The following is a 21,897-nucleotide window of genomic DNA, read 5'->3' as shown; positions in this document are numbered from 1 at the left end:
GAAGATTTTAGATAGATGCCGAAGATAAAAATAGCTGCAATGACGAATAAAACTAAAAATCTCAAATTGGTCATCTAAAACCTAAAATTTTCTGGGTCTAATAAGTTACTGACGGGCGATCGCAATTTGAACGACTGCCCACAAAGGAGGCAGCAGAAGTGCAGCACCGACTATGATCGCAGCCATTGCCGATACCAGAACCGCTCCGGCACCGCAGTCTTTGGCAATTTTGGCTAGTTCGTGGTAAGATTGCCCGACTGTCAAGTCTACCACCGATTCGATCGCCGTATTCAAAAGTTCCATTGCTAAAACTATGCCAATGGTGACGCCGATCACAGATATTTCTACAGGTTTCAGTTGCAAAAATAGCCCGAGTCCGATCGCCAATGTTCCTATAATTGTGTGAATCCGAAAATTGCGCTGAGTTTCAAAAGCATAACTCAGACCCCCCCAAGCGTATCTAAAACTCGTAGCTAAGCTAGACGCGATTTTCCAGGACAGCTCTCGGTTGTATTTCAAGGCTTTTTTAGACTCGTGGACTGTCTGGCTAGAAGAGTCTTGAGGCATGGGCAGAAACTGTGCGATTTGTGATGAAATTGAGGGTCTATCTAGTGTCATAAAGAACCAACTTTAATTTACAGAGATGAATGAAAGCTAAACTTTTCAAATTAACTTCATCAAGTCTAGGTAACTTTTCTAAGTTTTTACTAAAGTTCTGGTTTAATTTCAGAAAGTTATGTTGGGCTTGACATGATTTGTTAAGTAACCATCAACTTCAGTTATCCTGTTTGGATCGCAAGACCGATCGCCCGCAGCAATGTTTCTTGTCGATCGAGCATTTGAGTCAGACTTTCTTCATCCGGGTGATCCCAGCCCAAAAGATGTAGAAAACCGTGGGCTGCGAGCCAAGCTAGTTCGGTTTTCAGGGGATGTCCTTGCTGCTGTGCCTGTCGCTGAGCTGTATCGATCGAGATGACGATATCACCCAAGTATAAAGGTTCAGATGACTGCATTTCCTCTAGTTGAGGACAGTCTACCTCTAAAGCTGCGAAGGCTAGTACATCGGTCGGTCGATCGAGCTGGCGGTACTGGAGGTTGAGGGATTGCATCTCCGTATCGGCGGTTAAACGCAGACTAACTTCGTAGCCCGGGGCAACTGGCACATCCGCCGCCTGGTTTTCCAGCCAAACGCTAAACCAATTTTCCCAGGTTTCGGCTGAAATCTCCCCGCTGGCTGCAATCTCAGGGAGGCTGGAACCGTCGGCTGACTGCTGGGCGATCCCGTAACAGTCTTCGACGTTCACCTCTATTAACATTTTTTTGCTCTCCTGTCAAGGGATATATTCAATTTTTTTACAAATTCCAATTCCGCGATCGAGCTAATAGACTTTTTGCTTTCAGCAGGCACATTACAATAATCTGTTGAAAATTGCAACTGGCCGGGAACACAATCAGTTTAACTCCCGATTATGAAAGATGAAAAACATCAGCGGAAATTAGAGGCTGATTGTTTAAATCCCCGATTAAGAATTGAAATATCGATCGAGAAAAGCCAAACCGACGAGTACGCCTAAAAGTCCCGCCGCTGTCAAGGCAAAGTGAAATAAAGAAGTCGCCCGCTTGCGAACCATGTTCCGCATCGCCAGCTTGACATAACTCGGTGGAGGTGCAGTGTTTGTCGGCGCTGTCGGGGTTTCGGCGGACTCTTCGGAAGCGGGAATTGCTGAGGGAGGTTGACTCATAGCGGTTAGTTTAGAAGGTTAACAAAGGGGCTGCTGAGGACAGGCTCGCCCCGATAGTAACAAATATGTAACGTTTTGTGTAGGATTTTTTAGGTTTCAGATGGTGGCGGGTCTGTTTAACGAGGATTATACCAACAGATTAATGTGCGATCGGACTGACGATCGATTCGATATTTTATCTTCATCCCCAGATACACAAGGATAAATTAAATTCCCGATCCGCGTTCCTAAGCGGTTTAACAAAAGTTTTTTAATTGTCAAGTCGCTTTTTCAAGCGACACTCACTTGAGTTAACTCACACGAGTGTCACCAGAAAAAGCGACTGTTAACCAATCGCGACCAGCAGTTATTCATAGATATAGCCACGGAAAAACACAAACAAAATTTTCCGGCTAAAGACCAAACCACAAAGTTAAATTACTCTGACAACAACATGGAAATTTCCACCTTTGAAATCCTCACAAAGCCGATCGCACCTCCGATTGGTGGCCTTGAAGCTGTTGCTCGCCGAGTCGTTCAGGGATACTTTCTCACTATCTCCAATCTCGAAGCGATCGACTTGCGATATCGGATTGAGTTTACCGTTAGCTTACCCGTGCCGGCAGATCCTAATAAAATCTTGCTCAACAACGCTTTCTTAGTTGTTGACGTTGAAGGCAATAACACTTCTGTAGCTCTGACTCAGCAGCCGGGGAAACCGAAGGTATATCGAGGATTTTTCACAATCCCCGCTCACAAAACTGCATCTGTTGAATTGTTGCCAATTCTGCCAGGAAGTTTGACCCCAGGTTTGTTAGAAGTGCGCGGATATGTCTCCTTATTTTTGCCGCCGCGCCGAAGCTTTCCGATCTCTGTACCGCAAAGCGAAAAACCTGTCAAGGTATTATTGAATCCCGAAATTCGCGGTACTTTCTTGCCGAATGAGTTCTCGCCACTAGCAGCTAAAGCTCCACTAGACTTCGATCAAATTAATTACACTTTAGCGATCGCCAGTGGAAAAGCCTTGAACGAGATTCCTCCTGAACCTGGCCAACCAATCATCATCCATTTGCCAATTGTTGCGCCGATTTTGGAAGAGTTGCGCAACGGTACTTTGGACTTGCCTAGTTTGGACGCTGACAATTCAGAAAAAGCTCAAATGCTAGTGCAACTGCTGGCCCAAATCGATACCAACGAGGTCAATTTGCAAGAGCTAAATACAGTGATGGACAAATTTGATATTCCTGTCAGAATGTCTCGCAGCTAGAACTGTTCAAGGGTAAGTAACTGTAAGGTGGGCAAGACCCACCTTACGTTTGATTACGTTTAATTACGCCCACTTATACACTCACTGAGCTTTATTCAAATGTCGAACTCATTTAGATTTCAGCCTGTTTCTTTTAGTTGGGTGGCTGTTCACCCGCAGCCCAAAGGTGTTGTTCAATTTATTGGTGGAACTTTTTTTGGTAGTTTGCCAACTCTGTTTTATCGATATTTTTTACAGCAGTTGTTTGAAGAAGGTTATACCGTAGTTGCTTTGCCATTTAGATTTACTTTTCGTCACTGGCCGATCGCTATTGGGTTATTAAAAGAGCAGGAGATACTGAGAACAGAACTGACCGAGATTGCTCAAAGATTAGGCTATGAAAGCGAAATTTATCAAGAACCATCGAGTTATTTTTGGGTTGGTCACAGTCTGGGATGCAAGTACATTGCTCTTTTAGAATTTTTAAGCGACGATCGGTATCCAAATATTGTGAATAAATTCTGCGATCGCCCTGACTACGAACGGATTCAAAGGTTAATCGAAAATCTGGGCATCGACAGACCTTCAATTAAAGGCCAGCCGTCCTTATTAATTGCTCCTGATATCAGCAATACAGAGAGCGCTATTCCAGTGCGATCGCTAGCACAATTGTTAGACAAATTCCGCTTAGGAGTGCTACCAACCAGAGAACAAACTCAATGCTTTATTGCTAATAGTTCTCTGTTTAATTTGACGGCAATAATTTCTTTCGGTAGGGATGAAATTGCTGGTTCTACCAATGATATCAACAAAAGTCCCGAACAACAAAAAAATAGCGATGTACTTTGGCTCATAGAACAGCTAAGTAATAGAAAATTGCCTTTGTTGAGCAAGGAAATAGAAGGCAAACATTTAGAGCCGATTGGCATCAAAATCGGTAATTATATTGTTGACCTCAATCCTTGGGATAAATTCATCAAACCCCTAAAAAGCAGATTTCTTGAATATTGGTCTGTTCATTTTTTGGATGCTTTGAAAAAGCGGTTAGACGCTTAACTATCAGTTGTTATTTGCGATCGCCCTTTCAATCCCCTTTCCTCCAACAAAGCATCTGCCCAAGTAGCATCTGTTTCGGACAGCGCAGGTACTAGCTCAGCCGTATAATCGATCGTAAAATCATATCCCGCGCGATCGTATACTGTATTCAGCAACGCCTGCAAATCCACAATCGGCTCGACATCGGGCGATCGCAAAGGCAAAGGAAAAGACGGAATCGCATCTGAGAGATTAAACAAGTATAAATCTGCCAAAGGTCTTTGATTTGCCCGACTCACTAAAATCCGATAACTAGCTGCAATATTATTTTCTAAAACAGGGAGAGGTTCCCAACCCCGCAACAAGTCAATTTCAACGAAATGAGTGCGGCTTCCGAATACCTTGTCTCGCTTTTCATCATACATTTTCCGCCCTTGTCCCGGACGTTTATTTGCAGGTGAAAGCACCTCAATTACTGTCACAACTTCCTTAGTGGTCATATCTATAACCTCTAAATACCCTTCTCTAACCTCCTCTGACATGGGTAATGTCACTTTCACAGGTGCGGTAGTTGGTGCGGCGACAGCGACATTAGATATAATTGAATTTCTTGGAGTGGGATTGCGCTGGATAGAAACATCGGGAATCCCTACTAAAAGAGATTGTTCCCCCTTGATTTCATAAATTCGCTTTTCAATCGCAACCCGATATTTTGGCACCAGTTGAGGAACCAATGACTCCTGAATCATACCAATCAGCAAGTGATGGACTTCTGGCCAAAAATCAGGATGTTCTAAATAAGGATTCATCCCCGGAAAAGGATTAGGCATGAGCGTACTTCCCATTTACCAATACTATTTTAGCCGATCGATTAGAAAAACGCAGACAATATCAAACTATCATCTGCGTTAATCCGCGTGCATCTGCGATTAAAATCCCCTAAAAATCGCCGTAGCTGCTAATAGCCGCCTGCAACCTCCCAATCACTTCATCAACCGAAATCGCCCCCAACTCCCCAGAAGCCCGAGTCCGAATATTCAAACTATTCGCCTCAACTTCCTTCGCACCCACAACACCCATCACCGGAATTTTATCCTTCTCAGCATTGCGAATCAACTTGCCCAAACGCTCGCTATTCTCATCAGCTTCAGCGCGAATATTTAGCCCCTTCATCTTCGCCGCCACTTCCTTCGCAAACGGCAAAAACTCGGCGCTGACAGGCAACAACCGCACCTGAATCGGCGCCAACCACAGCGGAAAATCGCCCGCATACTGCTCGATCAAAATCCCGATCAAGCGTTCCAAAGAACCGAAAGGAGCGCGGTGAATCATCACCGGACGCTTGCGAGTGCCGTCTTCAGCGACATATTCCAAATCAAAACGTTCTGGCAAATTGTAATCTACCTGAACAGTTCCTAATTGCCATTCTCTATCCAAGACATCTTGGAAAATGAAATCGAGTTTCGGCCCGTAAAAAGCCGCCTCCCCAATTCCCTCAAAATAATTCATTCCCAAAGTTTCCACCGCACGGCGGATTGCACCTTGAGCCTTTTCCCAAGCTTCATCAGAACCGATGTATTTCTCTAAATTGTTCGGATCGCGGAAACTCAAACGCGCTTTAAAGTTTTTCAGTTGCAGACTCTTGAATACTGACAGAATCAAATCCACCACATTCAAGAATTCCTGATCCAACTGTTCCGGCGTGACAAATAAGTGGGAATCATCCACCGTAAAGCCGCGCACCCGCGTTAAACCCCCCAATTCTCCCGATTGTTCGTAGCGGTAAACTGTGCCGAATTCCGCTAAGCGCATCGGTAATTCGCGATAGGAACGCAATTCGCTTTTGTAAATTTGAATGTGAAAAGGGCAGTTCATAGGTTTCATTACAAAACCCTGTTCGTTTGCTGCCGCTTCTGCATCTTCTGCCATCAGCGGAAACATATCTTCTTTGTATTTCTGCCAGTGTCCAGAAATTTTGAACAAATCGACTCTGGCAATGTGGGGAGTCACAACTTGCAAATAGCCGCGCTTGATTTGTTCTTGTTTCAAGTAATCTTCTAAAATGCTTCTCAAAACAGTGCCTTTCGGCGTCCACAAAGGCAAACCGGGGCCCACCGGATCGGCAAAAATAAATAAGCCTAATTCTTTACCTAATTTGCGGTGATCGCGCCTTAATGCTTCTTCTTTGCGGTGTTTGTATGCTGCTAGCTGTTCGGGAGTTTCCCAAGCTGTGCCGTAAATGCGCTGCAACTGAGCTTTGGTTTCGTCGCCGCGCCAGTAAGCGCCTGCTAGGCTTTCTAGCTCGATCGCCTTTGGATTCAACTCACTGGTATTATCCAAGTGAGGCCCCGCGCACAAATCCCACCATTCCTCGCCCAAATGGTAAACAGTAATTGGTTCGATCAAACCTTCTAAAATTTCTAATTTGTAAGGTTCGTTAATCTCCTTAATTCTGCGTTCCGCTTCCTCGCGGCTGACTTCTTCGCGAATTACAGGCAATTTACGGTTGATGATTTTGATCATCTCTTTTTTAATGGCTTTTAAATCCTGTTCCGTAAAAGGTTCGGGAGTGTCAAAGTCATAATAGAAACCGTTTTCAATCCAAGGGCCGATCGTCACTTGCGCCTTGGGAAATAACTTCTGCACCGCCATCGCCATAACGTGGGAGGTGGTGTGGCGAATTTTTTTTAGTGCCTCCGACTCACTCGTGCGGGGCAACTCAATTTTAACGGACTCTTCTGGAGCGGACATGGATTCTGAGCTAGACATCGGCTGAATTAGCAATTAATTTAGTGGCAGTTGCTTCTATATTACTCAGATTGCGACAGCAAGCGCCGACTTCCGGCTGGGGCACACCCTGGGAAATTACAGCAACTGCCCTGATGGTTGCCACGTTTAGTCGGGGACGCACTCCGACTCTCAGAAACCAGGTTTTTACTATTTTGGTGGGCTGTAACGAAGTATCGCCTGAAAAAACGCGGTTTCTAAACACCCATGAGCTCGCGAACTAATTTGGCAGAATTTTGCGATTTCGACTCAAAAATCGCTGCTGACACAATTAAATTTATTCACACCCACCTGCTAATTGTTGTTAAATTTTTGAATGTTTGTTAAAAATATGTTACAATTTGTAAAGACCGTCTAAGACTATAATAGATAAATAACCCATTTTTGATCCATGCTTAATTCCAACTTGCCCGAATCAGAATTGCTCAAAGCGTTACTGGAACCGCTGTTAGAGGATTTCAATTACTGGTTCGACCGATCGGCAAAGCTCTTAGAAACTGAGGAAATTCCCTTTCTCAGCGGCGAAGATCAATCTGACTTGCTGGCGCGAGTCAAACAGGCTCAGCAAGAAGTAGGCGCGGCTAAAGCTCTATTTCAAGCAACAGCAGGTCAAGTTGGCATTGAAACCGCAGCGCTGATGCCGTGGCACAGACTGCTCGCCGAATGCTGGCAAGTATCGGCGCGCTTTCGCTCATTGCAGTCAGCTCCCCCAGGAAAATAAGGAAGCGAATTCAAGTTAAACTTGCACTCAAATCCCAAACTTGTGGAAATGTGTTGGCTGACTTGACAACCTCAAACAGATTTCCCGTTAATAAGTTATTACTTGCTGAAACACATTTGTAAATTGCTGTGTGGCTGTTTAGCCCGGAGGAGAAAATAATGTTGCACCTGCTTTATATTTTAGCTTTTACCGTTCTTGCCTTTCTGGCAGTCGGTAACTTAATCCGCAGTCTCGTCACCGTAGGTATGGAGTCCCAGCGCCCTCAACAATTCAGGGCAAATAATCCCTACGCATCCTCTCCTCGATCTCAATCTGTACCGCATCCAGAACTTTTAGACGAACACGGCAACATTGTCAATGAGCCACTGTTAGTGATGCGTTCGCTGACTGTCCAAGACGCCCGCGAACAATTAGATGCTCTCTACAAATCATCTCCGGGAGGCAACGACGAAGGGGGCGAACTAGCCTGATACAACCACAGCCGCAGCATTTATACTCAGGCGCGATGCCTCAAAAAAAAATAGGACTTACACGCTCGGTGTCAGAAGCCCGGTTTATTCATACATTGTGGGTAAAAACCGGGTTTCTTCGGATCGGTCCTCAAAATAATTGGTCGTTAGTTTTTAACTAATAGCCAATTACTTGTGCTTTTATAAAGTTTAATTACCAAGTAGCTCGCTCGTCAAAAACCTATACCGATCGCACTGATATCAAATAGCTCCAGAATAGTATAATGCAAGATATCCGCAAGCGGTGCCTAACAAGTCTGAATGGTGAGAGTGCTAACGCCCGAATCCAAGCCTGAATAGATGAGTTAGCGTCAAAACCTAGACGTAAAAGCAGGTGACTTTGGGAAGATCTCAAGGTCTTGGAGCGATACCTCTGCTTAGATTCGTCTAAGTGATATTGCCAGCATGATATGACTTAAACAGTCGTGTTATGACGCATAAATGTATCAGATACTGAAAAGCGATCGATCTAAACCTCCTATCGATCCTGTTTTGTCATCGGCAAAAATGCACGTTTAAGGCTAGATGATCGTCCCTATTTCGCTACTGGCAGAACTTCTGCAAGCTTTGCCCCAACTGCGCGCACAAATTTATTTCAAATCTTCCATGACAGCCCTGTCTCACGCTATGGAAGACTTGGTTTTGGCGGGTTCCGACGCACCGCTAGTCATTGCAAGCTTTCAGCGAGAGCGCTTCTACCGCCAGGAAGCTCACCGTTACCGGCGAATGGCCTCGCGATCCTCTCAGGTATACGTGCTGGCAGCACCGGAAACTGACTTTAAAAATGCTTCGGAGTGTCACGAAACTGTGGCGTTTGCACCGGAGGACGGATTAAGTAAAGAGTGGCACTTAGTGGTGCTGGGGGAACACTACTCCACTTGCCTGATTTGTCAAGAAAAAATTGTGCCGATCGAAAACCAAGACGAGCGCGGGCCGCTGGTGATGGATCAAGCTCGCAGATTTGAAGGAATTTGGACGTTCGACCGCGAGGTAAGCTCCAAAGCTGCCGCATTGTTGCTCGATAGAATTGTCAAATATCGCCCCGAATTGGCAGAAAAGATCGATCGAGCGCGAACTACTTACAAGCTAGTCAAAACACCGAAAAAAACGAGGAAATCCGCCGCCTCCAAAGCCGCAAAACCCGACATAAGTGCGCCAAAAAACTCAAAAATTCCCAATCCAAAATTGAGCGATGCTTTTACCGAACGCTTAGTAACCTACTTGCAAGCAGGCCAGCACAAATTGCTCAAAGCATACAGCGCCATCGCCGCTCAGGAACGCAAAGAACGCCTCGTAAACTTAATTACCGCGGCAATGCGGCAGTCTCTCAACCCGCAAGAAATCGTCGAAGTTGCAGTCCAAGAACTGGGCACTGCCCTGTCGGCAAGCCGATGTTTGATTTATCGGTGCAAGGCCACAGATGTGGCGGTCAAAATCGATGGCGAGTTTTTGGCTCCGGGCGCTAGTTCCCTGCTGGATCAGACTTGGCTGTTGCAGGAAAATCAAATATGGAGCGACGCGGTGGCGCGGCAAGAGCGAGTTTACATCCAAGACACATCACAACACCCGCTGATTGTCAATACACAATACCTGGAAAAAACTGTAAAAAATTGGCAAATTGTCTCTTGGTTAATGGTGCCAGTGCTTTATCAGGGGCGGGTTTTGGGCATGGTGGAAATGCACCAGTGCCGAGCGGTTTTGCCTTGGGAAGAAGACGAAATTGCTTTAGTAGAGGCGATCGCCACCCAACTCGGAGCAGCCTTAATTCAAGCAGAAACCTACGCTCATTTAGAAGAACTAAACCAACAATTAGAAGCATTAGACCGCACTCGCAGCAATCTAATTGCCATCACCGGACACGAACTCCGCACCCCTCTTTCTACAATTCAAGTTTGTTTGGAAAGTTTGAACTCCGAACCAGATATGCCCGCTGAATTGCGGCAAATCATGTTAGAAACTGCCCTCGGCGATGCCGATCGAATGCGGAAACTCGTGCAGGATTTCTTAACTCTTTCTCACTTAGAAAGCGGGCGAGTTCAATGGAATGTAGAATCGCTGACGCTGCAAGAATGCGTTGATTTGGCCCTCAGCAGCGTGCGATCGCGCACGGTCGATCGACAGTTGCCGGAAATTATCGCCGAAGTGTCGGCAGAATTGCCTTTAGTGCAAGCTGACGGAGAGTGGTTGGTGGAGGTTCTCTCCAAACTGCTAGACAACGCTTGCAAATTTACGACACCCCAGGGAAGCGTGACTGTTAAAGCTCAATGTAACGGTTCTCGGATGGTGGAAGTGCTCGTAGCCGATACGGGGAGGGGAATAGAGGCGAACAGTTTAAAAGTAGTGTTCGATCGATTTTATCAAGAAGAAGGAGCTTTGCGTCGCAGCGCCGGCGGTACCGGTTTGGGATTGGCAATTTGCAAGCAGATTGTTGCCGGCTGGGGCGGTAAAATTTGGGTAGATTCCGCAGGAAAAGACCGGGGAAGTGAATTTCACTTTACTATTCCCACTGTTTAGACTCAATTGATAACAGTTAACCGATCGCTAATCACTGATGACTGATTACTGCAAACTACCCCTCGGTGTACCCTAAATCGGAATACCCATCGCCAACTCTGTTCCACCTTCTAGCGATGACCAATATTCCCACATTTCCAAGGTTTTTTAGTTACTATCGCAGCCATAATCAACATTTTAAATCCCGTACCTTTGCCTGCTTTAGTTGTAAAAAATGGCGCAAACAATTTTTATTGAACTAATTCCGGTATTCCCAGTTCGCCGTCAGCAATCCGAATCACAATCGTGTCGATAATTTTCTGTTATTGCTGGCAAACACCACCATATAAATTGTAATTGTATTGGGAATGTTTTCAATTTTTGGCTGGGTTTTGCCCGGATGGGATTATTCCGAAGCATCGCTAGTATTAGCAATCAAATTCATAAATATCGCAATCCTCGCATCATTTGTGAATTTTTTGCGGACTCCCAGCGGGTTCGGGGAGGGTTGGGGTGGGGTAAAAAAAATACGACTCCTGCAAAGATTGCTATATATGATTGGTCTGTCCAGAATGCCATTATAAATTTGGTAAATTACCGTAAGTCCTATAACAAATCTTTTGTAGTATGTTGGCGGCGCCGATTAACAACACTTGGAGAAAAACTGGGTTTTTTAAATAAAATATTGGCTTAAAGCCTTGGAACAAACTGAAAAAATCGGGTTTCTGAGCGTTGGAGCGCGCAAGTCTCGATCGAGTTAATCGATCGACCGAGACAGGATAGCACAGAAAAGTTTTTACGGCAGAACCCGCCTCCGCTGCCACACCCAGTCTCACCCTCAACCCTCACCCTGTGAGATAGGCCTTAAAGGTGATGTGGCTGCGCGGTGTTCAGCTTTATGATAGAAAGTATTAAAGCAGATTCAGGACGCGCTTGCCTTCTTAAACCCGGTTTGGCGACAGAATTCCTAGGGAGGCTGCCGAAAATTAATATCAGTTTAAAAAAAGAATCCAACTGTAGGTAAGCTGCAAACCCCGATAGTAATCAGTCATGCCGAATCTAAAATCTAAAATCTAAAATGGTATAAGTCTCCTGTACACAAGTCCTGAGATGGTAAAAGTCGATCGAATCTGTTGAGGCACTGCCACCGCCAGTGTTGATTCGTGAAAAGTTTAGCATCAAATGTTTCGCCCGGAAAAACTTTTTTCCAATAAGAATACTCAAACCTAGAGGGTAGGAAAATCGATTATGTCACCTACAAGCCAGATGAAATCTACTCAAGCTATGGCCAACAAGCCACAACTGCAATTAGGTTCTCAAGGTAAAGCTGTATTGGAACTCGAACAACTGCTAACGAAGTTGCAAGTTTACCGGCAGCCTGCTAAAGGAATTTTTAACAAAGCAGTTGAATTTTCTGTGAAACTGTTTCAGTTTCGGGTTTTCTTGTCGCCGGACGGCATTGTCGGGCCGCTGACTTGGCAGGCGCTTTATACTGAAGCTCCAGTTAATATGCCGGTACTCAGATTAGGCAGTTCGGGAAAAGCAGTCGCTACTGTTCAGGAAGTTCTCAAAACTTCCAAGCATTATGGCGGTAAAGTTGATGGCGAGTTTTCTACTTTGACCGAGAAAGCTGTTCGCGCATTTCAACAAAGCTTTGGCATTCAGGCCGACGGGATTGTCGATCGAGAAACTTGGACTGCTTTGAGTCAAATTCCGCGCGGCTATGACCCTAATTGGTTCTTGACTTAAGGTTGACGCGGTAAATTGTTCGATCGTGTCTGGGGGGTAATTGGGGGAATGTGCGATTATTCGGGTGCGCCACAAGCACCCGAATAATTGCTGTTTTTTTTTGATTATTTTTTCGCGATTCGTGCTGATTAATTCTGTTTTCTAACTTTGGTGGAAATTAGCAATTATCAATTATCAACTACTAATTATTAATTATCTGAAAAGATCGATCGCCCAAAAACTGTTAACTTTCCTTACAATTTCGACAGCCGTGTCGCGTCATGATGATACGATGCCGTAAAAATCCTTTGGATATGTTTATGGCAGAAGAACTCACTGGACAACCCCCTCTTTTCGGCGGCAGCACCGGCGGCTTGCTGACCAAGGCGCTAGTTGAAGAGAAGTACGCGATCACTTGGACTAGCCCCAAGGAACAGGTGTTTGAAATGCCGAGTGGCGGCGCTGCAATTATGCGTCAAGGCGACAACTTGCTGCATCTTCCCCGGAAGGAGCAGTGCATCGCTTTGGGCGGGCAGCAACTGCGGGCAAAATTCAAAATCACGAACTACAAAATTTACCGCGTCTTTCCTGACGGTTCTACTGAGTACCTGCATCCCAAGGATGGCGTGTTCCCTGAGAAGGTGAACGAAGGTCGTCCCTACAACGGTAAGATTGACCGCAATATTGGCAGCAATCCCAATCCGGCTAAGCTCAAGTTCAGCGGTAAGAAGACTTTCGATCCTTAGACGATGAGTTCATGGCTGAGCAAAACATAGGTAATATTCCCTGTAAGGCTCAGCTTGTAAACTTGTTTTTGCAGTAGTATTCTGGCGCGGGAGGCTAAGCCCGCAGCGCCCAAATACTACTGCAAACTTCTAATCTTATTAAAAGTTAATCGTTAAATTAAAAATGAATGTCGCAATCAGGCGAGCGGAGCCTTCTGATATCGATGTTTGCGCTCGCATTAATTATGAAGCTTTTAAAGATATTTCCGATCGCCACCAATTCCCTCCTACAGATTTTCCGACGCTGGAGTTTTCAACTGAAATTATTGGTTTTCTGATCGAAAGTCCGTTGTTTTTTGACATAGTAGCCGAGAGTTCCGGTGCCGTTGTCGGCTGCGGATTTATGGACGAACGCAACCCGATTCGCGGTATCGGGCCCGTCAGTGTCGATCGAACTTTTCAAGGCCGCAGCACGGGACGGGAAATCATGAAAGCTTTGCTGGAACGCGGACAGGACGCTGTGGGCATCCGTTTGGTTCAAGAATCTTTTAATATGGCGTCGCTGTCGCTGTACGCTTCTTTGGGTTTTGAGGTGAAGGAACCTTTCGTGTTAATGCAGGGCAAGTTTCGCAGCCAGCCGCAGCATGGGTTTGAGGTGCGACCGATGGCTAGTGAGGATGTTGGTGAATGTGCCGCTTTGTGCGAAAAACTGTGCGGGTGCGATCGAACTTCGGAGATTGAAGAGGCCCTGAATGACTTTTCTGCCTTCGTTGCCTGCCGGCAAGGTCAGATTGTGGCCTATACTTGTGCGGTGTCTGCTTTGAGCCACAGCGTCGCCCAAACTGAAGCGGATATGCAGGCTTTGCTCTTGGGGGCTGCTGCGTACATTTCAGAAGAATTGCTTTCTTTTCACTTGCCGCTGAGGTATGCAAGTTTGTTTCGCTGGTGCTTGCAAGAGGGGCTGCGTGTCCTCAAGCCGATGGCGGTGATGGCAGTTGGCGAGTATCAGTCGCCGGAGGGATGTTGGTTTCCGTCTTTTGCTTATTGAGTACCAAGACGGTTAGGGCGCTTTTAATCGCTGAAATTATTGCCCGGATTGCATTTTCCTTCTTCTTTCTTCCTTCTTCCCTCTTCCTTCTTCCCTCTTCCTTCTTCCTTCTTCCTTCTTCCTTCTTCCTTCTTCCTTCTTCCTTCTTCCTTCTTCCTTCTTCCCTCTTCCTTCTTCCTTCTGATATATATGATATTCCCCGATTTCTCACAATTTTCGGAACTGGCGAAACAAGGAAATTTTGTACCCGTGTATCAAGAATGGGTTGCTGATTTGGATACGCCGGTGTCTGCGTGGTATCGGGTTTGTGCGGGTCAACCTTACAGTTTTCTGCTGGAGTCGGTGGAAGGTGGGGAAAAACTCGGGCGTTATAGTTTCTTAGGGTGCGATCCGCTGTGGATTTTGGAGGCTAAGGGCGATCGCACAACTCAAGTTTACCGCGACGGTTCCGAAAAAGTATTTACGGGCGATCCGTTTGCGGCTTTAACTGAATGTTTGCAGTCTTACAAACCCGTCAAATTGCCGCAGTTACCGCCGGGAATTGGCGGGCTATTCGGTTTTTGGGGTTATGAGTTAATTAAGTGGATAGAACCGCGAGTTCCGGTGCATCCAGCCAGCGAGAATGATTTGCCGGATGGGTTGTGGATGCAGGTTGATAATTTGCTGATTTTCGACCAGGTGAAGCGAAAAATTTGGGCCCTCGCCTATGCGGATTTGCGCGAGGTTGGCGTTGATTTGGCGGAGGCTTACGGGCAAGCGTGCGATCGGGTTTCTCGGTTAGTTGATAAGCTGCAATCGCCACTTTCCCAGCAATCTACTCTCATAGAATGGACACCTCCCAATAACGGGCAAGATGCCCGTTCGACAACAGGAAATACAGAATTGGCTTACACGAGCAATATTACCCGTGAAAAGTATTGTGCCAATGTTTTAAAGGCTAAGGATTATATCAAAGCGGGAGATATTTTTCAAGTAGTTATTTCCCAGCGTTTGGAAGCTGAATACAGCGGCGATGCTTTTGCACTTTACCGCTCTTTGCGTCTGATTAATCCTTCTCCGTACATGGCTTATTTTAATTTCAGAGATTGGCAGATTATCGGTTCGAGTCCCGAGATTATGGTGAAGGCGGAAAATACTGCTGACGGCAAGAAGATTGCAACTTTGCGGCCGATCGCCGGCACTCGCCGCCGGGGTAAAACTCCTCAAGAAGATGATGCTTTGGCTGCTGAATTGCTGCAAGATCCGAAGGAAATTGCGGAACACGTCATGTTAGTTGATTTGGGCAGGAACGATTTAGGCAGAGTATGCCGAAACGGTACTGTAAAAGTTGACGAATTAATGGAAATCGAGCGTTATTCTCACGTCATGCACATTGTGAGCAATGTGGTGGGAGAATTGGCTGAGGATAAGACAGCTTGGGATTTGTTGAAAGCTGGTTTTCCTGCGGGTACGGTTAGCGGTGCTCCGAAGATTCGGGCGATGGAAATTGTGCACGAGTTGGAAGGTTGTCGCCGGGGGCCGTATTCTGGGGTTTACGGGTATTATGATTTTGAGGGGCAGTTAAATAGTGCGATCGCAATTCGGACTATGGTTGTTCGTTCTCAAGGAGGCGATAAACATTCGGTTTCTGTGCAAGCAGGCGCTGGTTTGGTCGCTGATTCTAACCCCGATATGGAGTACGAAGAAACTCTCAATAAAGCCAGGGGAATGTTAGAAGCAATTCGCTGTTTGAAGTAGCAAGTTAAAAACTTCTTTTCTAATGCTCGGCGGTTGAAACCGCTGCTACACAAACTACTGTTGAACGAGGGAAATGTGAATTTTTATATAGTTGACGTGTTTGCGGAGTCAAAATATGCTGGCAATCAACTAGCAGTATTTTGCGGGGCTGAAGTTGCCGAACTATCTGAGGCCCAAATGCTGCTGATAGCGAGGGAAATCAATTATTCAGAAACTACGTTTATTCGATCGCCCGATCCGCGAGATGGCGGCTATGACGTGCGGATATTCACGCCCAAGAAGGAATTGCCCTTTGCCGGTCATCCGACTTTGGGGACTGCGTTTGTGTTGCAGCAAGAGATTATTCGCGAAAAGGTCGATCGAGTAATTCTCAATCTAGCCGTCGGTCAAATTCCAGTTACTTTTAATTATCACAATGAATCGGCAGATATTTTGTGGATGCGACAAAACCCGCCTAGTTTTGGTCAAGTTTTATCAGCCGAAAGTCTGGCAAATGTCCTGAATTTAGAACCAGATGAAATTGATCCAAACTTCCCAATTCAAGAAGTTTCGACCGGAGTGCCGTTTATAATTGTCCCATTAAAAACTCTCGCGTCGCTCAAAAAAGCTCAAGTCAACTTAGATAAATATTTTGATCTAATTGATAGAATGGAAGCAAAAGAAATTTTGATATTTTGCCCAGAAACTTACAGCGACGTTAATGATTTAAGCGTCCGAGTTTTTGCCCATTCATTAGGAATTCCTGAAGATCCGGCGACAGGCAGTGCTAACGGCTGTTTGGCTGGATATTTAGTAGAATATGCTTATTATGGGGCAGCAAAGATTGATGTCAGAGTTGAGCAAGGTTATGAAATCGATCGACCTTCTTTGCTGTTGTTACAAGCAGCCCAAAATGAAGGGGAAATAGCAGTTTTGGTTGGTGGTAAGGTGGTGATGGTTGCTAAGGGAGAATTTGTATAGAATATTTAAGGGGAAATTATTAACCGCAGATACACGCAGATCTACGCAGATCTACGGAGATATGTACAGCTAGATTTAGATGCTTGTTTGGCGATCTAGATGTTACAATATTGCTAATATGAGCTACCTCATATTCCTCGATCCGCGTGATTGTTACGCTACAAAAGTCATCCGTACCACATACTGTTTAATGCTTCCAACATTTTCGCGGACTTTAAATGTATCCCCTGAGGCTTCTGAAGCCCTGCTTTCACTTCCATTAACCAGCTTTCTCGATTCACCGGAATTCAAGCAACTCTTGGGAAGCCTGGATAGTCGGTTGCTAAAAGAAACTTTGCCAACTGCTGGAACTGTTTTAGCTCAAAAGCTTCCGCTTTTTTACGATTGGTTGCAAACAGAACTAGGAATTAAAAACGTCCCTGACAGTCCCGATCATGCTACGAAATGGGTAGTCGGTTTTTTGAAGAATCAAGAAAGTTTAACTCGTTTAGTCGATCTGCACAAATCAATTCCTAGATCGTCATTAGAGCGATCGATCCCTCGTTTAGTTAGCGCCTTTGATGAAGTTCAACCCATCGCCGTAAAGCAAGAATGGGAAAAGGCGATATCGGCACTTTGTCTGGTTCTCGCCGTCGCAGCGCGGGAAAATCAGCCATCTGCAGCCTGAAGCAATTCTGTCTGAGTTTACACAAAGCGGTTTTTTCGGAAAACTTGCAATTGAGTGCGATCGATCTGAACGACTACCGGCCGCCGCTTGTTCAGGACGATCGCATTGTGTCTGTTTACCAACAGCAACTGAGCCAATATTGCCACAATCGCGCGCCTTTTGAGAAACTTGCCTTCAAAACGCGCCATTCGGACGATCGCCTCTTCGATTTTATAACAACAGTTGTTGCCTTTGGGGGAAATCACAAAAATCCTTCCCGGTATGTAATCGCCTTCATTTGCCCAGAAAGCATACCTTTCGCCTAAAGTAAAATAGTGAAAAACATTGTTAGCGGTGGAAGTTTTAGCTAACTTTTCCGAAACGCCCAAAGAATTAAAAATTACAGTCGATCTAATATAATCCGGGTATTTTGCTGCTATTTGCTGAGCAACTTTGCCGCCCAAACTTTCTCCGATGACATCCGGCGGATTTCCGCTGTGAAATTGCTGCTTTATCCAATCAATAGCACCCGCAGTTTGCGCCGATTTTAACTGGCGTTCTAGTTTTGCCATAAATACATCGGGCGTATCTTCCAAAACGCGCTCGAAAGGATACCAAGAACCGTATCCGCGAATCACCATAACAGGCGGATTTTTGCCAGAAATGGGAACGCGACTTTCAGCATAAAAACCAGTGCGAGAGTCTTCAAACACTTTTTCTATGATATAATTTCCATCAATAACTTGCCCTTGCTCGTGCCGGATGTAAATTGAAGGGTTATTGGGTTTAAAAGTATCGTGCAGTTGGGGTTTTGCAAACTTTTCGTAGAGGGAATCTAGCAAGTGCCTTCCCGTTTGGCGATCGACAAAATCCAATTCAGTTCCTTTCATTATCTGGTAGGGGCGGGTTTTACCAACAATATTTAATTACTATAAACAATCTACATAAACCCGCCCCCACACAACTGATCGCCCACATCAACTTTTAGTTATATCAAATGCGAAAAATGTACATCGGGATTTATCGTTGGGCGAGGGCGGGTTTTATAGATTGTCAATGATTGGCAAATATTGTCTGTGAAACCCGCCCCTACCAAATCCGCCAAATGTACATCGGGATTTATCGTTGGGCGAGAGGGCGGGTTTTATAGATTGTCAATTAGGCGTTGCTGGATACAGGTATGAATTCAAGATTTCGCAATTGCTATAAGCCCGCTTGAGGGTGAGTTTTGTAACTTCCGATAAAAGGTGATTCATACCGTGAATCAGCAACGCCGTCAATTATTAGCAAATATTCTATGCGAAACCCGCCCGCCCTTAGCAAATCACGTTTACAAAACTCGCAACGTGCTAGCAATACTATGGACTGCTTCCATCGCGCGAATTTCATCTAGTGCTTGTTGAAAATTACCTTCCCTAACATCGTGAGTCACGACTACAATTTCTGCTAAATCGTCGTGAATCCCCGTTTGCACAATTGATTCCAAACTAACTTTGTGATTGCCGAAACAAGTGCCGAGTTTGCCAATTACCCCCGGAGTATCGCGCGTCAGAAAACGGGCGTAAAAGCGAGTAACAAGTTCCTGCATCGAAGCAATTTTGCAGTAGTGTTGGTGACTGCAACTAAGCAAAGGATGAGGAATCGGAACAGTTTCGGTTTTCAGGATGGCCGCCACATTTATAATGTCGGATACTACGGCGCTAGCTGTGGGTCCCGCACCCGCGCCGCGCCCGTAGAGCATCAATTGCCCGATCGGCTCTCCTTCCACTAAAATTGCATTGTAAACCCCGTTAACACTCGCCAGCGGATGAGTTTTCGGCACAAAACTAGGATGCACTCGAATTGACAGCAGTTCGCTTTCTCCCTCCGCTTGCTTGCCATTGTAGCGGGAGGTTTCTTGAGCAATAGCCAACAATTTAATCACAAATCCCAGCTTGTCGGCGTAGTTAATATCAGCCGCACTAACTTTTCTGATACCTTCGCAGTGAACATCTGCTAATTTGATGCGTCCACCAAAAGCTAGCGAGGCTAAAATAGCAATTTTATCGGCCGCATCTAATCCATCTACATCTGCTGTGGGGTCAGCTTCAGCATAACCTAATTGCTGGGCGTCGGCGAGCACTTCGGCAAAGTCTGCGCCTTCTGTTTGCATCCGCGTCAGGATGTAATTAGTTGTGCCGTTGACGATGCCGGTGACAGTTTGAATGCGGTTTGCACCTAAAGATTGTTTGAGGCTTTGAATGACCGGAATGCCGCCGCCGACAGCAGCTTCTAGCATTACGTAAACGCCTTTTTTGTTGGCGGCCTCGAAGATTTCATTTCCGTAGCGGGCGATAACTGCTTTGTTGGCAGTGACGACGTGCTTGCCGCTGGCAATAGCTTGCAGAATGAGCGATCGCGCCGGTTCCAATCCGCCAATCAATTCTACTACAATATCAATTTCCGGGTCAGTTGCGATCGCTTCTAGGTCAGTTGTCAGCACATTTTCTGGCAATTGTAAAGACCGAGTTCGAGAAATATCGCGCACTCCCACCCGATAGATTTCCAATTCCTGCAACAGCGGATGGCGGCCATCTGGGGAGAGCAAAATCTCTGCTGTTCCCGCGCCAACTGTACCCAAACCTAACAAACCAATTTTGAAAGCCACGACTTTGACCCGTAGAAACTCAATTAAGCCACAACCATTGTAGGCTATTCCCGTACCGTAGCAATCAAAATAGTATTGTAGGGTACGCATTCAGTACCTTACAAGTCGGATACAATTGCCCTAAAAACAATTGTAGGGCGAGCCAAGCCCACCCTACAAATCAGATTAAATCAGGTAACAGATTAATAAGTTTCAACGTGCCAACGGTGCTCTTTCTTCAACTGTTTCTGATAGCCAGCCCAGTCAACGCCGTACTTGCTAGAAGCAGCCGACATTCCCTCATCAATTCCGCCTTCCATACCCTTCAAACCGCAGATATAAGTGTGAGTATTTGGTTTTTGAACCAATTCCCACAATTGGTCTGCGTTCTCTTGAATCCGGTTTTGAATGTACATCTTGCCGCCGTCAACATTTTTTTGTTCGCGGCTGATGGCATAAGTCAAGCGGAAATTATCGGGGAATTCTTGTTGCAATTGCTCCAACTCTTCCTTATAGAGAATGTTGGGAGTGTAAGCAACTCCAAAGAACAGCCAAGCTAAACCTTTGAACTTGTAATCTGGATTGTTTTCTTTAAACATCCGCCACAAATAAGCCCGGAAAGGAGCAATACCCGTACCGGTAGCCATCATAATCACGGTGGCTTCCTCGTCGTCAGGCAATAACATTTCCTTGCCTACAGGGCCGGTAATTTTGACATCATCTCCAGGTTGCAAACCGGTGAGAAAAGTCGAACAAACACCAAAGACTTTTTCGCCTGTTTCTGGGCTTTTGTACTCTAGGCGGCGGACGCACAGAGAGACTGTTTTGTCGTCTACATCGTCTCCGTGACGGGTGGAGGCGATCGAATAAAGGCGAATTTTGTGAGGTTTGCCGTTTTTATCAGTCCCATCGGGAATAATCCCGATACTTTGACCTTCGAGATAGTGTAACTTGCCTCCAGAAATGTCAAATTTGACGTGACGGACTGTACCCTCGCCGCCTTCTCTGACCATTTCTTCTGTAGAAATGCACTTACCAATATAGGGATTGGCCGGCTTGTAGATGTTAACAGGAACCTGAACTTTTTCCTTGGCTTGAGTCATGGGCTTAGTTTTTTCTCCAGATTTCTGACTCTGTAGCCCTGCTTCTGGTGCGACTTTGCCATTATTAGTTTCGGGAGCGCTGTTTGAGGGGCGGATGCTGATGATTTTGCCACCCATGCGAGCAATTCTGCGCATTTCCTGATTCATGCGCTCGTAGGGCACGGAGATAAATACGCTGCCGCTACGGCGAATCGGGTTACTTGTTTGGTCAGTTGCTTCGCTCTGACGCATACCCTCCACTTCGTAGACAAAGATGCGGCTGCCTGATTCTGAGTTTGCCGCAACACCAGATATGCTTGGGCTGTACATTTGTTGATTTTCCTTCACGATACAGAGTTATAAAGAAAGAGAATGTGACGTTAGACTCAATTTACTTTTTTCTTAAGGCCATCGGGACTAATTGGCCGCGCCAATTTTTGGGCCTCGCCACGCCGGCAGGAGTGTTGAAGTTGCGATCGCTCGCGTATCCAATCCCTACTAGCCGAACGCCGCGCTCACCGAGCCCTCTTGCGTTCGGCTGTTGACCTATAGCTATTGTTGTCTGCGTACTGCAAATATTTTACCCGATCGGGGGATCTGCCCCGATAAGTCGTTCTGATTTGGGGATTCGGGGACAGGATTCGAGGGGGAGGGGTAGAAGGTAGAGGGTTCGAGGATTTGACTCTAGGGGGAATAGGGGATTGAAATATACAATTTAAATGCAGTACAGCCTAAAGGAGGATTTCACCAGCTAATGAGGTTGAGCTTGTAGGGGGCCGATGCATTCTGGTAAGATTAACCACTAAAGTTAGTATTAATTACTTGCGTTGAAG

General features: G+C 45.7%; 21 protein-coding genes. 11 read left to right on the top strand and 10 right to left on the bottom strand.

Features of this window, described 5'->3' with window-relative positions:
• Positions 1-105: 105 nt before the first annotated feature.
• The 3 genes from QUA20_RS08185 to QUA20_RS08175 form a co-directional block, all read right to left on the bottom strand.
• Positions 106-618 carry a diacylglycerol kinase family protein gene (locus QUA20_RS08185; protein WP_172190726.1) on the bottom strand — a complete coding sequence of 171 codons (513 nt, stop codon included), beginning with the start codon at positions 616-618 and terminating at the stop codon, positions 106-108.
• A gap of 161 nt (positions 619-779) precedes the next feature.
• Entirely contained in the window at positions 780-1,316 is a 537-nt protein-coding gene (ybeY, locus tag QUA20_RS08180; RefSeq protein WP_333187468.1) for an rRNA maturation RNase YbeY, read from the bottom strand.
• Positions 1,317-1,523: 207 nt separating this feature from the next.
• Positions 1,524-1,742, bottom strand: a complete 219-nt coding sequence (locus QUA20_RS08175; RefSeq protein WP_172190724.1) for a DUF3285 domain-containing protein — start codon at positions 1,740-1,742, stop codon at positions 1,524-1,526.
• 433 nt (positions 1,743-2,175) lie between these two features.
• Between QUA20_RS08175 and QUA20_RS08170 the strand changes: the two genes are divergently transcribed.
• Positions 2,176-2,988, top strand: a complete 813-nt coding sequence (locus QUA20_RS08170) for a hypothetical protein (protein WP_333187466.1) — start codon at positions 2,176-2,178, stop codon at positions 2,986-2,988.
• A 99-nt stretch (positions 2,989-3,087) separates the two neighbouring features.
• Entirely contained in the window at positions 3,088-4,023 is a 936-nt protein-coding gene (locus tag QUA20_RS08165; protein ID WP_333187463.1) for a DUF1350 family protein, read from the top strand.
• Here the strand turns inward: QUA20_RS08165 and QUA20_RS08160 are convergent.
• The 3 genes from QUA20_RS08160 to QUA20_RS08150 all read right to left on the bottom strand — a co-directional run bounded on the left by QUA20_RS08160 (position 4,020) and on the right by QUA20_RS08150 (position 6,895).
• A complete protein-coding gene (locus QUA20_RS08160; protein WP_333187461.1) occupies positions 4,020-4,832 on the bottom strand; it encodes a DUF4058 family protein in 813 nt (270 codons plus the stop codon). The two genes, QUA20_RS08165 and QUA20_RS08160, sit on opposite strands and share 4 nt — an antisense overlap.
• Before the next feature lie 109 nt (positions 4,833-4,941).
• Positions 4,942-6,771, bottom strand: coding sequence for a threonine--tRNA ligase (gene thrS / locus QUA20_RS08155; RefSeq protein ID WP_333187458.1), 1,830 nt, complete (start codon positions 6,769-6,771; stop codon positions 4,942-4,944).
• Positions 6,764-6,895 (bottom strand): hypothetical protein, encoded by a 132-nt coding sequence (locus QUA20_RS08150; protein ID WP_333187455.1) that lies wholly within the window; start codon positions 6,893-6,895, stop codon positions 6,764-6,766. The genes thrS and QUA20_RS08150 overlap by 8 nt, the downstream gene beginning before the upstream one ends.
• Positions 6,896-7,180: 285 nt before the next feature.
• Here QUA20_RS08150 and QUA20_RS08145 point away from each other — a divergent pair, with 285 nt between their 5' ends.
• The 6 genes from QUA20_RS08145 to QUA20_RS08120 all read left to right on the top strand — a co-directional run bounded on the left by QUA20_RS08145 (position 7,181) and on the right by QUA20_RS08120 (position 14,013).
• The gene (locus tag QUA20_RS08145; RefSeq protein WP_333187452.1) at positions 7,181-7,510 is read left to right on the top strand and encodes a DUF2605 domain-containing protein; all 330 of its coding nucleotides are present in this window, start codon (positions 7,181-7,183) and stop codon (positions 7,508-7,510) included.
• A gap of 158 nt (positions 7,511-7,668) precedes the next feature.
• Complete coding sequence (locus QUA20_RS08140) at positions 7,669-7,980, top strand: DUF2973 domain-containing protein (RefSeq protein ID WP_172190716.1); 312 nt, start codon at positions 7,669-7,671, stop codon at positions 7,978-7,980.
• A 564-nt stretch (positions 7,981-8,544) separates the two neighbouring features.
• Positions 8,545-10,533 carry a DICT sensory domain-containing protein gene (locus QUA20_RS08135; RefSeq protein ID WP_333187449.1) on the top strand — a complete coding sequence of 663 codons (1,989 nt, stop codon included), beginning with the start codon at positions 8,545-8,547 and terminating at the stop codon, positions 10,531-10,533.
• Between the two features lie 1,227 nt (positions 10,534-11,760).
• On the top strand, positions 11,761-12,261 hold the full coding sequence (locus QUA20_RS08130) for a peptidoglycan-binding protein (protein ID WP_333187446.1): 501 nt from the start codon (positions 11,761-11,763) through the stop codon (positions 12,259-12,261).
• Positions 12,262-12,560: 299 nt separating this feature from the next.
• Entirely contained in the window at positions 12,561-12,986 is a 426-nt protein-coding gene (locus QUA20_RS08125; RefSeq protein ID WP_333187443.1) for a photosystem I reaction center subunit II PsaD, read from the top strand.
• Positions 12,987-13,149: 163 nt separating this feature from the next.
• Positions 13,150-14,013, top strand: coding sequence for a GNAT family N-acetyltransferase (locus QUA20_RS08120; protein ID WP_333187442.1), 864 nt, complete (start codon positions 13,150-13,152; stop codon positions 14,011-14,013).
• Here the strand turns inward: QUA20_RS08120 and QUA20_RS08115 are convergent.
• Positions 13,937-14,224, bottom strand: a complete 288-nt coding sequence (locus QUA20_RS08115; RefSeq protein WP_333187439.1) for a hypothetical protein — start codon at positions 14,222-14,224, stop codon at positions 13,937-13,939. The two genes, QUA20_RS08120 and QUA20_RS08115, sit on opposite strands and share 77 nt — an antisense overlap.
• On the opposite strand from QUA20_RS08115, the gene trpE reads away from it, so the two are divergent.
• From trpE to QUA20_RS08100, 3 genes are all read left to right on the top strand, one after another.
• Positions 14,203-15,750, top strand: coding sequence for an anthranilate synthase component I (gene trpE / locus QUA20_RS08110; RefSeq protein WP_333187437.1), 1,548 nt, complete (start codon positions 14,203-14,205; stop codon positions 15,748-15,750). The two genes, QUA20_RS08115 and trpE, sit on opposite strands and share 22 nt — an antisense overlap.
• A gap of 75 nt (positions 15,751-15,825) precedes the next feature.
• Positions 15,826-16,710, top strand: a complete 885-nt coding sequence (locus QUA20_RS08105; protein WP_333187434.1) for a PhzF family phenazine biosynthesis protein — start codon at positions 15,826-15,828, stop codon at positions 16,708-16,710.
• 118 nt (positions 16,711-16,828) lie between these two features.
• Positions 16,829-17,377, top strand: a complete 549-nt coding sequence (locus QUA20_RS08100; RefSeq protein ID WP_333187431.1) for a hypothetical protein — start codon at positions 16,829-16,831, stop codon at positions 17,375-17,377.
• Positions 17,378-17,394: 17 nt separating this feature from the next.
• On the opposite strand, the gene QUA20_RS08095 is transcribed toward QUA20_RS08100, so the two are convergent.
• The 3 genes from QUA20_RS08095 to petH all read right to left on the bottom strand — a co-directional run bounded on the left by QUA20_RS08095 (position 17,395) and on the right by petH (position 21,394).
• Positions 17,395-18,246: a hypothetical protein gene (locus QUA20_RS08095; protein WP_333187428.1), complete on the bottom strand. Its 852-nt coding sequence runs from the start codon at positions 18,244-18,246 to the stop codon at positions 17,395-17,397.
• A gap of 440 nt (positions 18,247-18,686) precedes the next feature.
• Complete coding sequence (locus QUA20_RS08090; RefSeq protein ID WP_333187567.1) at positions 18,687-20,003, bottom strand: homoserine dehydrogenase; 1,317 nt, start codon at positions 20,001-20,003, stop codon at positions 18,687-18,689.
• A gap of 182 nt (positions 20,004-20,185) precedes the next feature.
• Positions 20,186-21,394 carry a ferredoxin--NADP reductase gene (gene petH / locus QUA20_RS08085; protein ID WP_333187426.1) on the bottom strand — a complete coding sequence of 403 codons (1,209 nt, stop codon included), beginning with the start codon at positions 21,392-21,394 and terminating at the stop codon, positions 20,186-20,188.
• Between the last annotated feature and the right edge of the window lie 503 nt (positions 21,395-21,897).

This window comes from Microcoleus sp. Pol7_A1 (assembly GCF_036701085.1).
Lineage (GTDB): Bacteria > Cyanobacteriota > Cyanobacteriia > Cyanobacteriales > Microcoleaceae > Microcoleus > Microcoleus asticus.
Note: the sequence above shows the minus strand (reverse complement) of the source record. Positions and strands in the feature narration are given on the sequence as shown.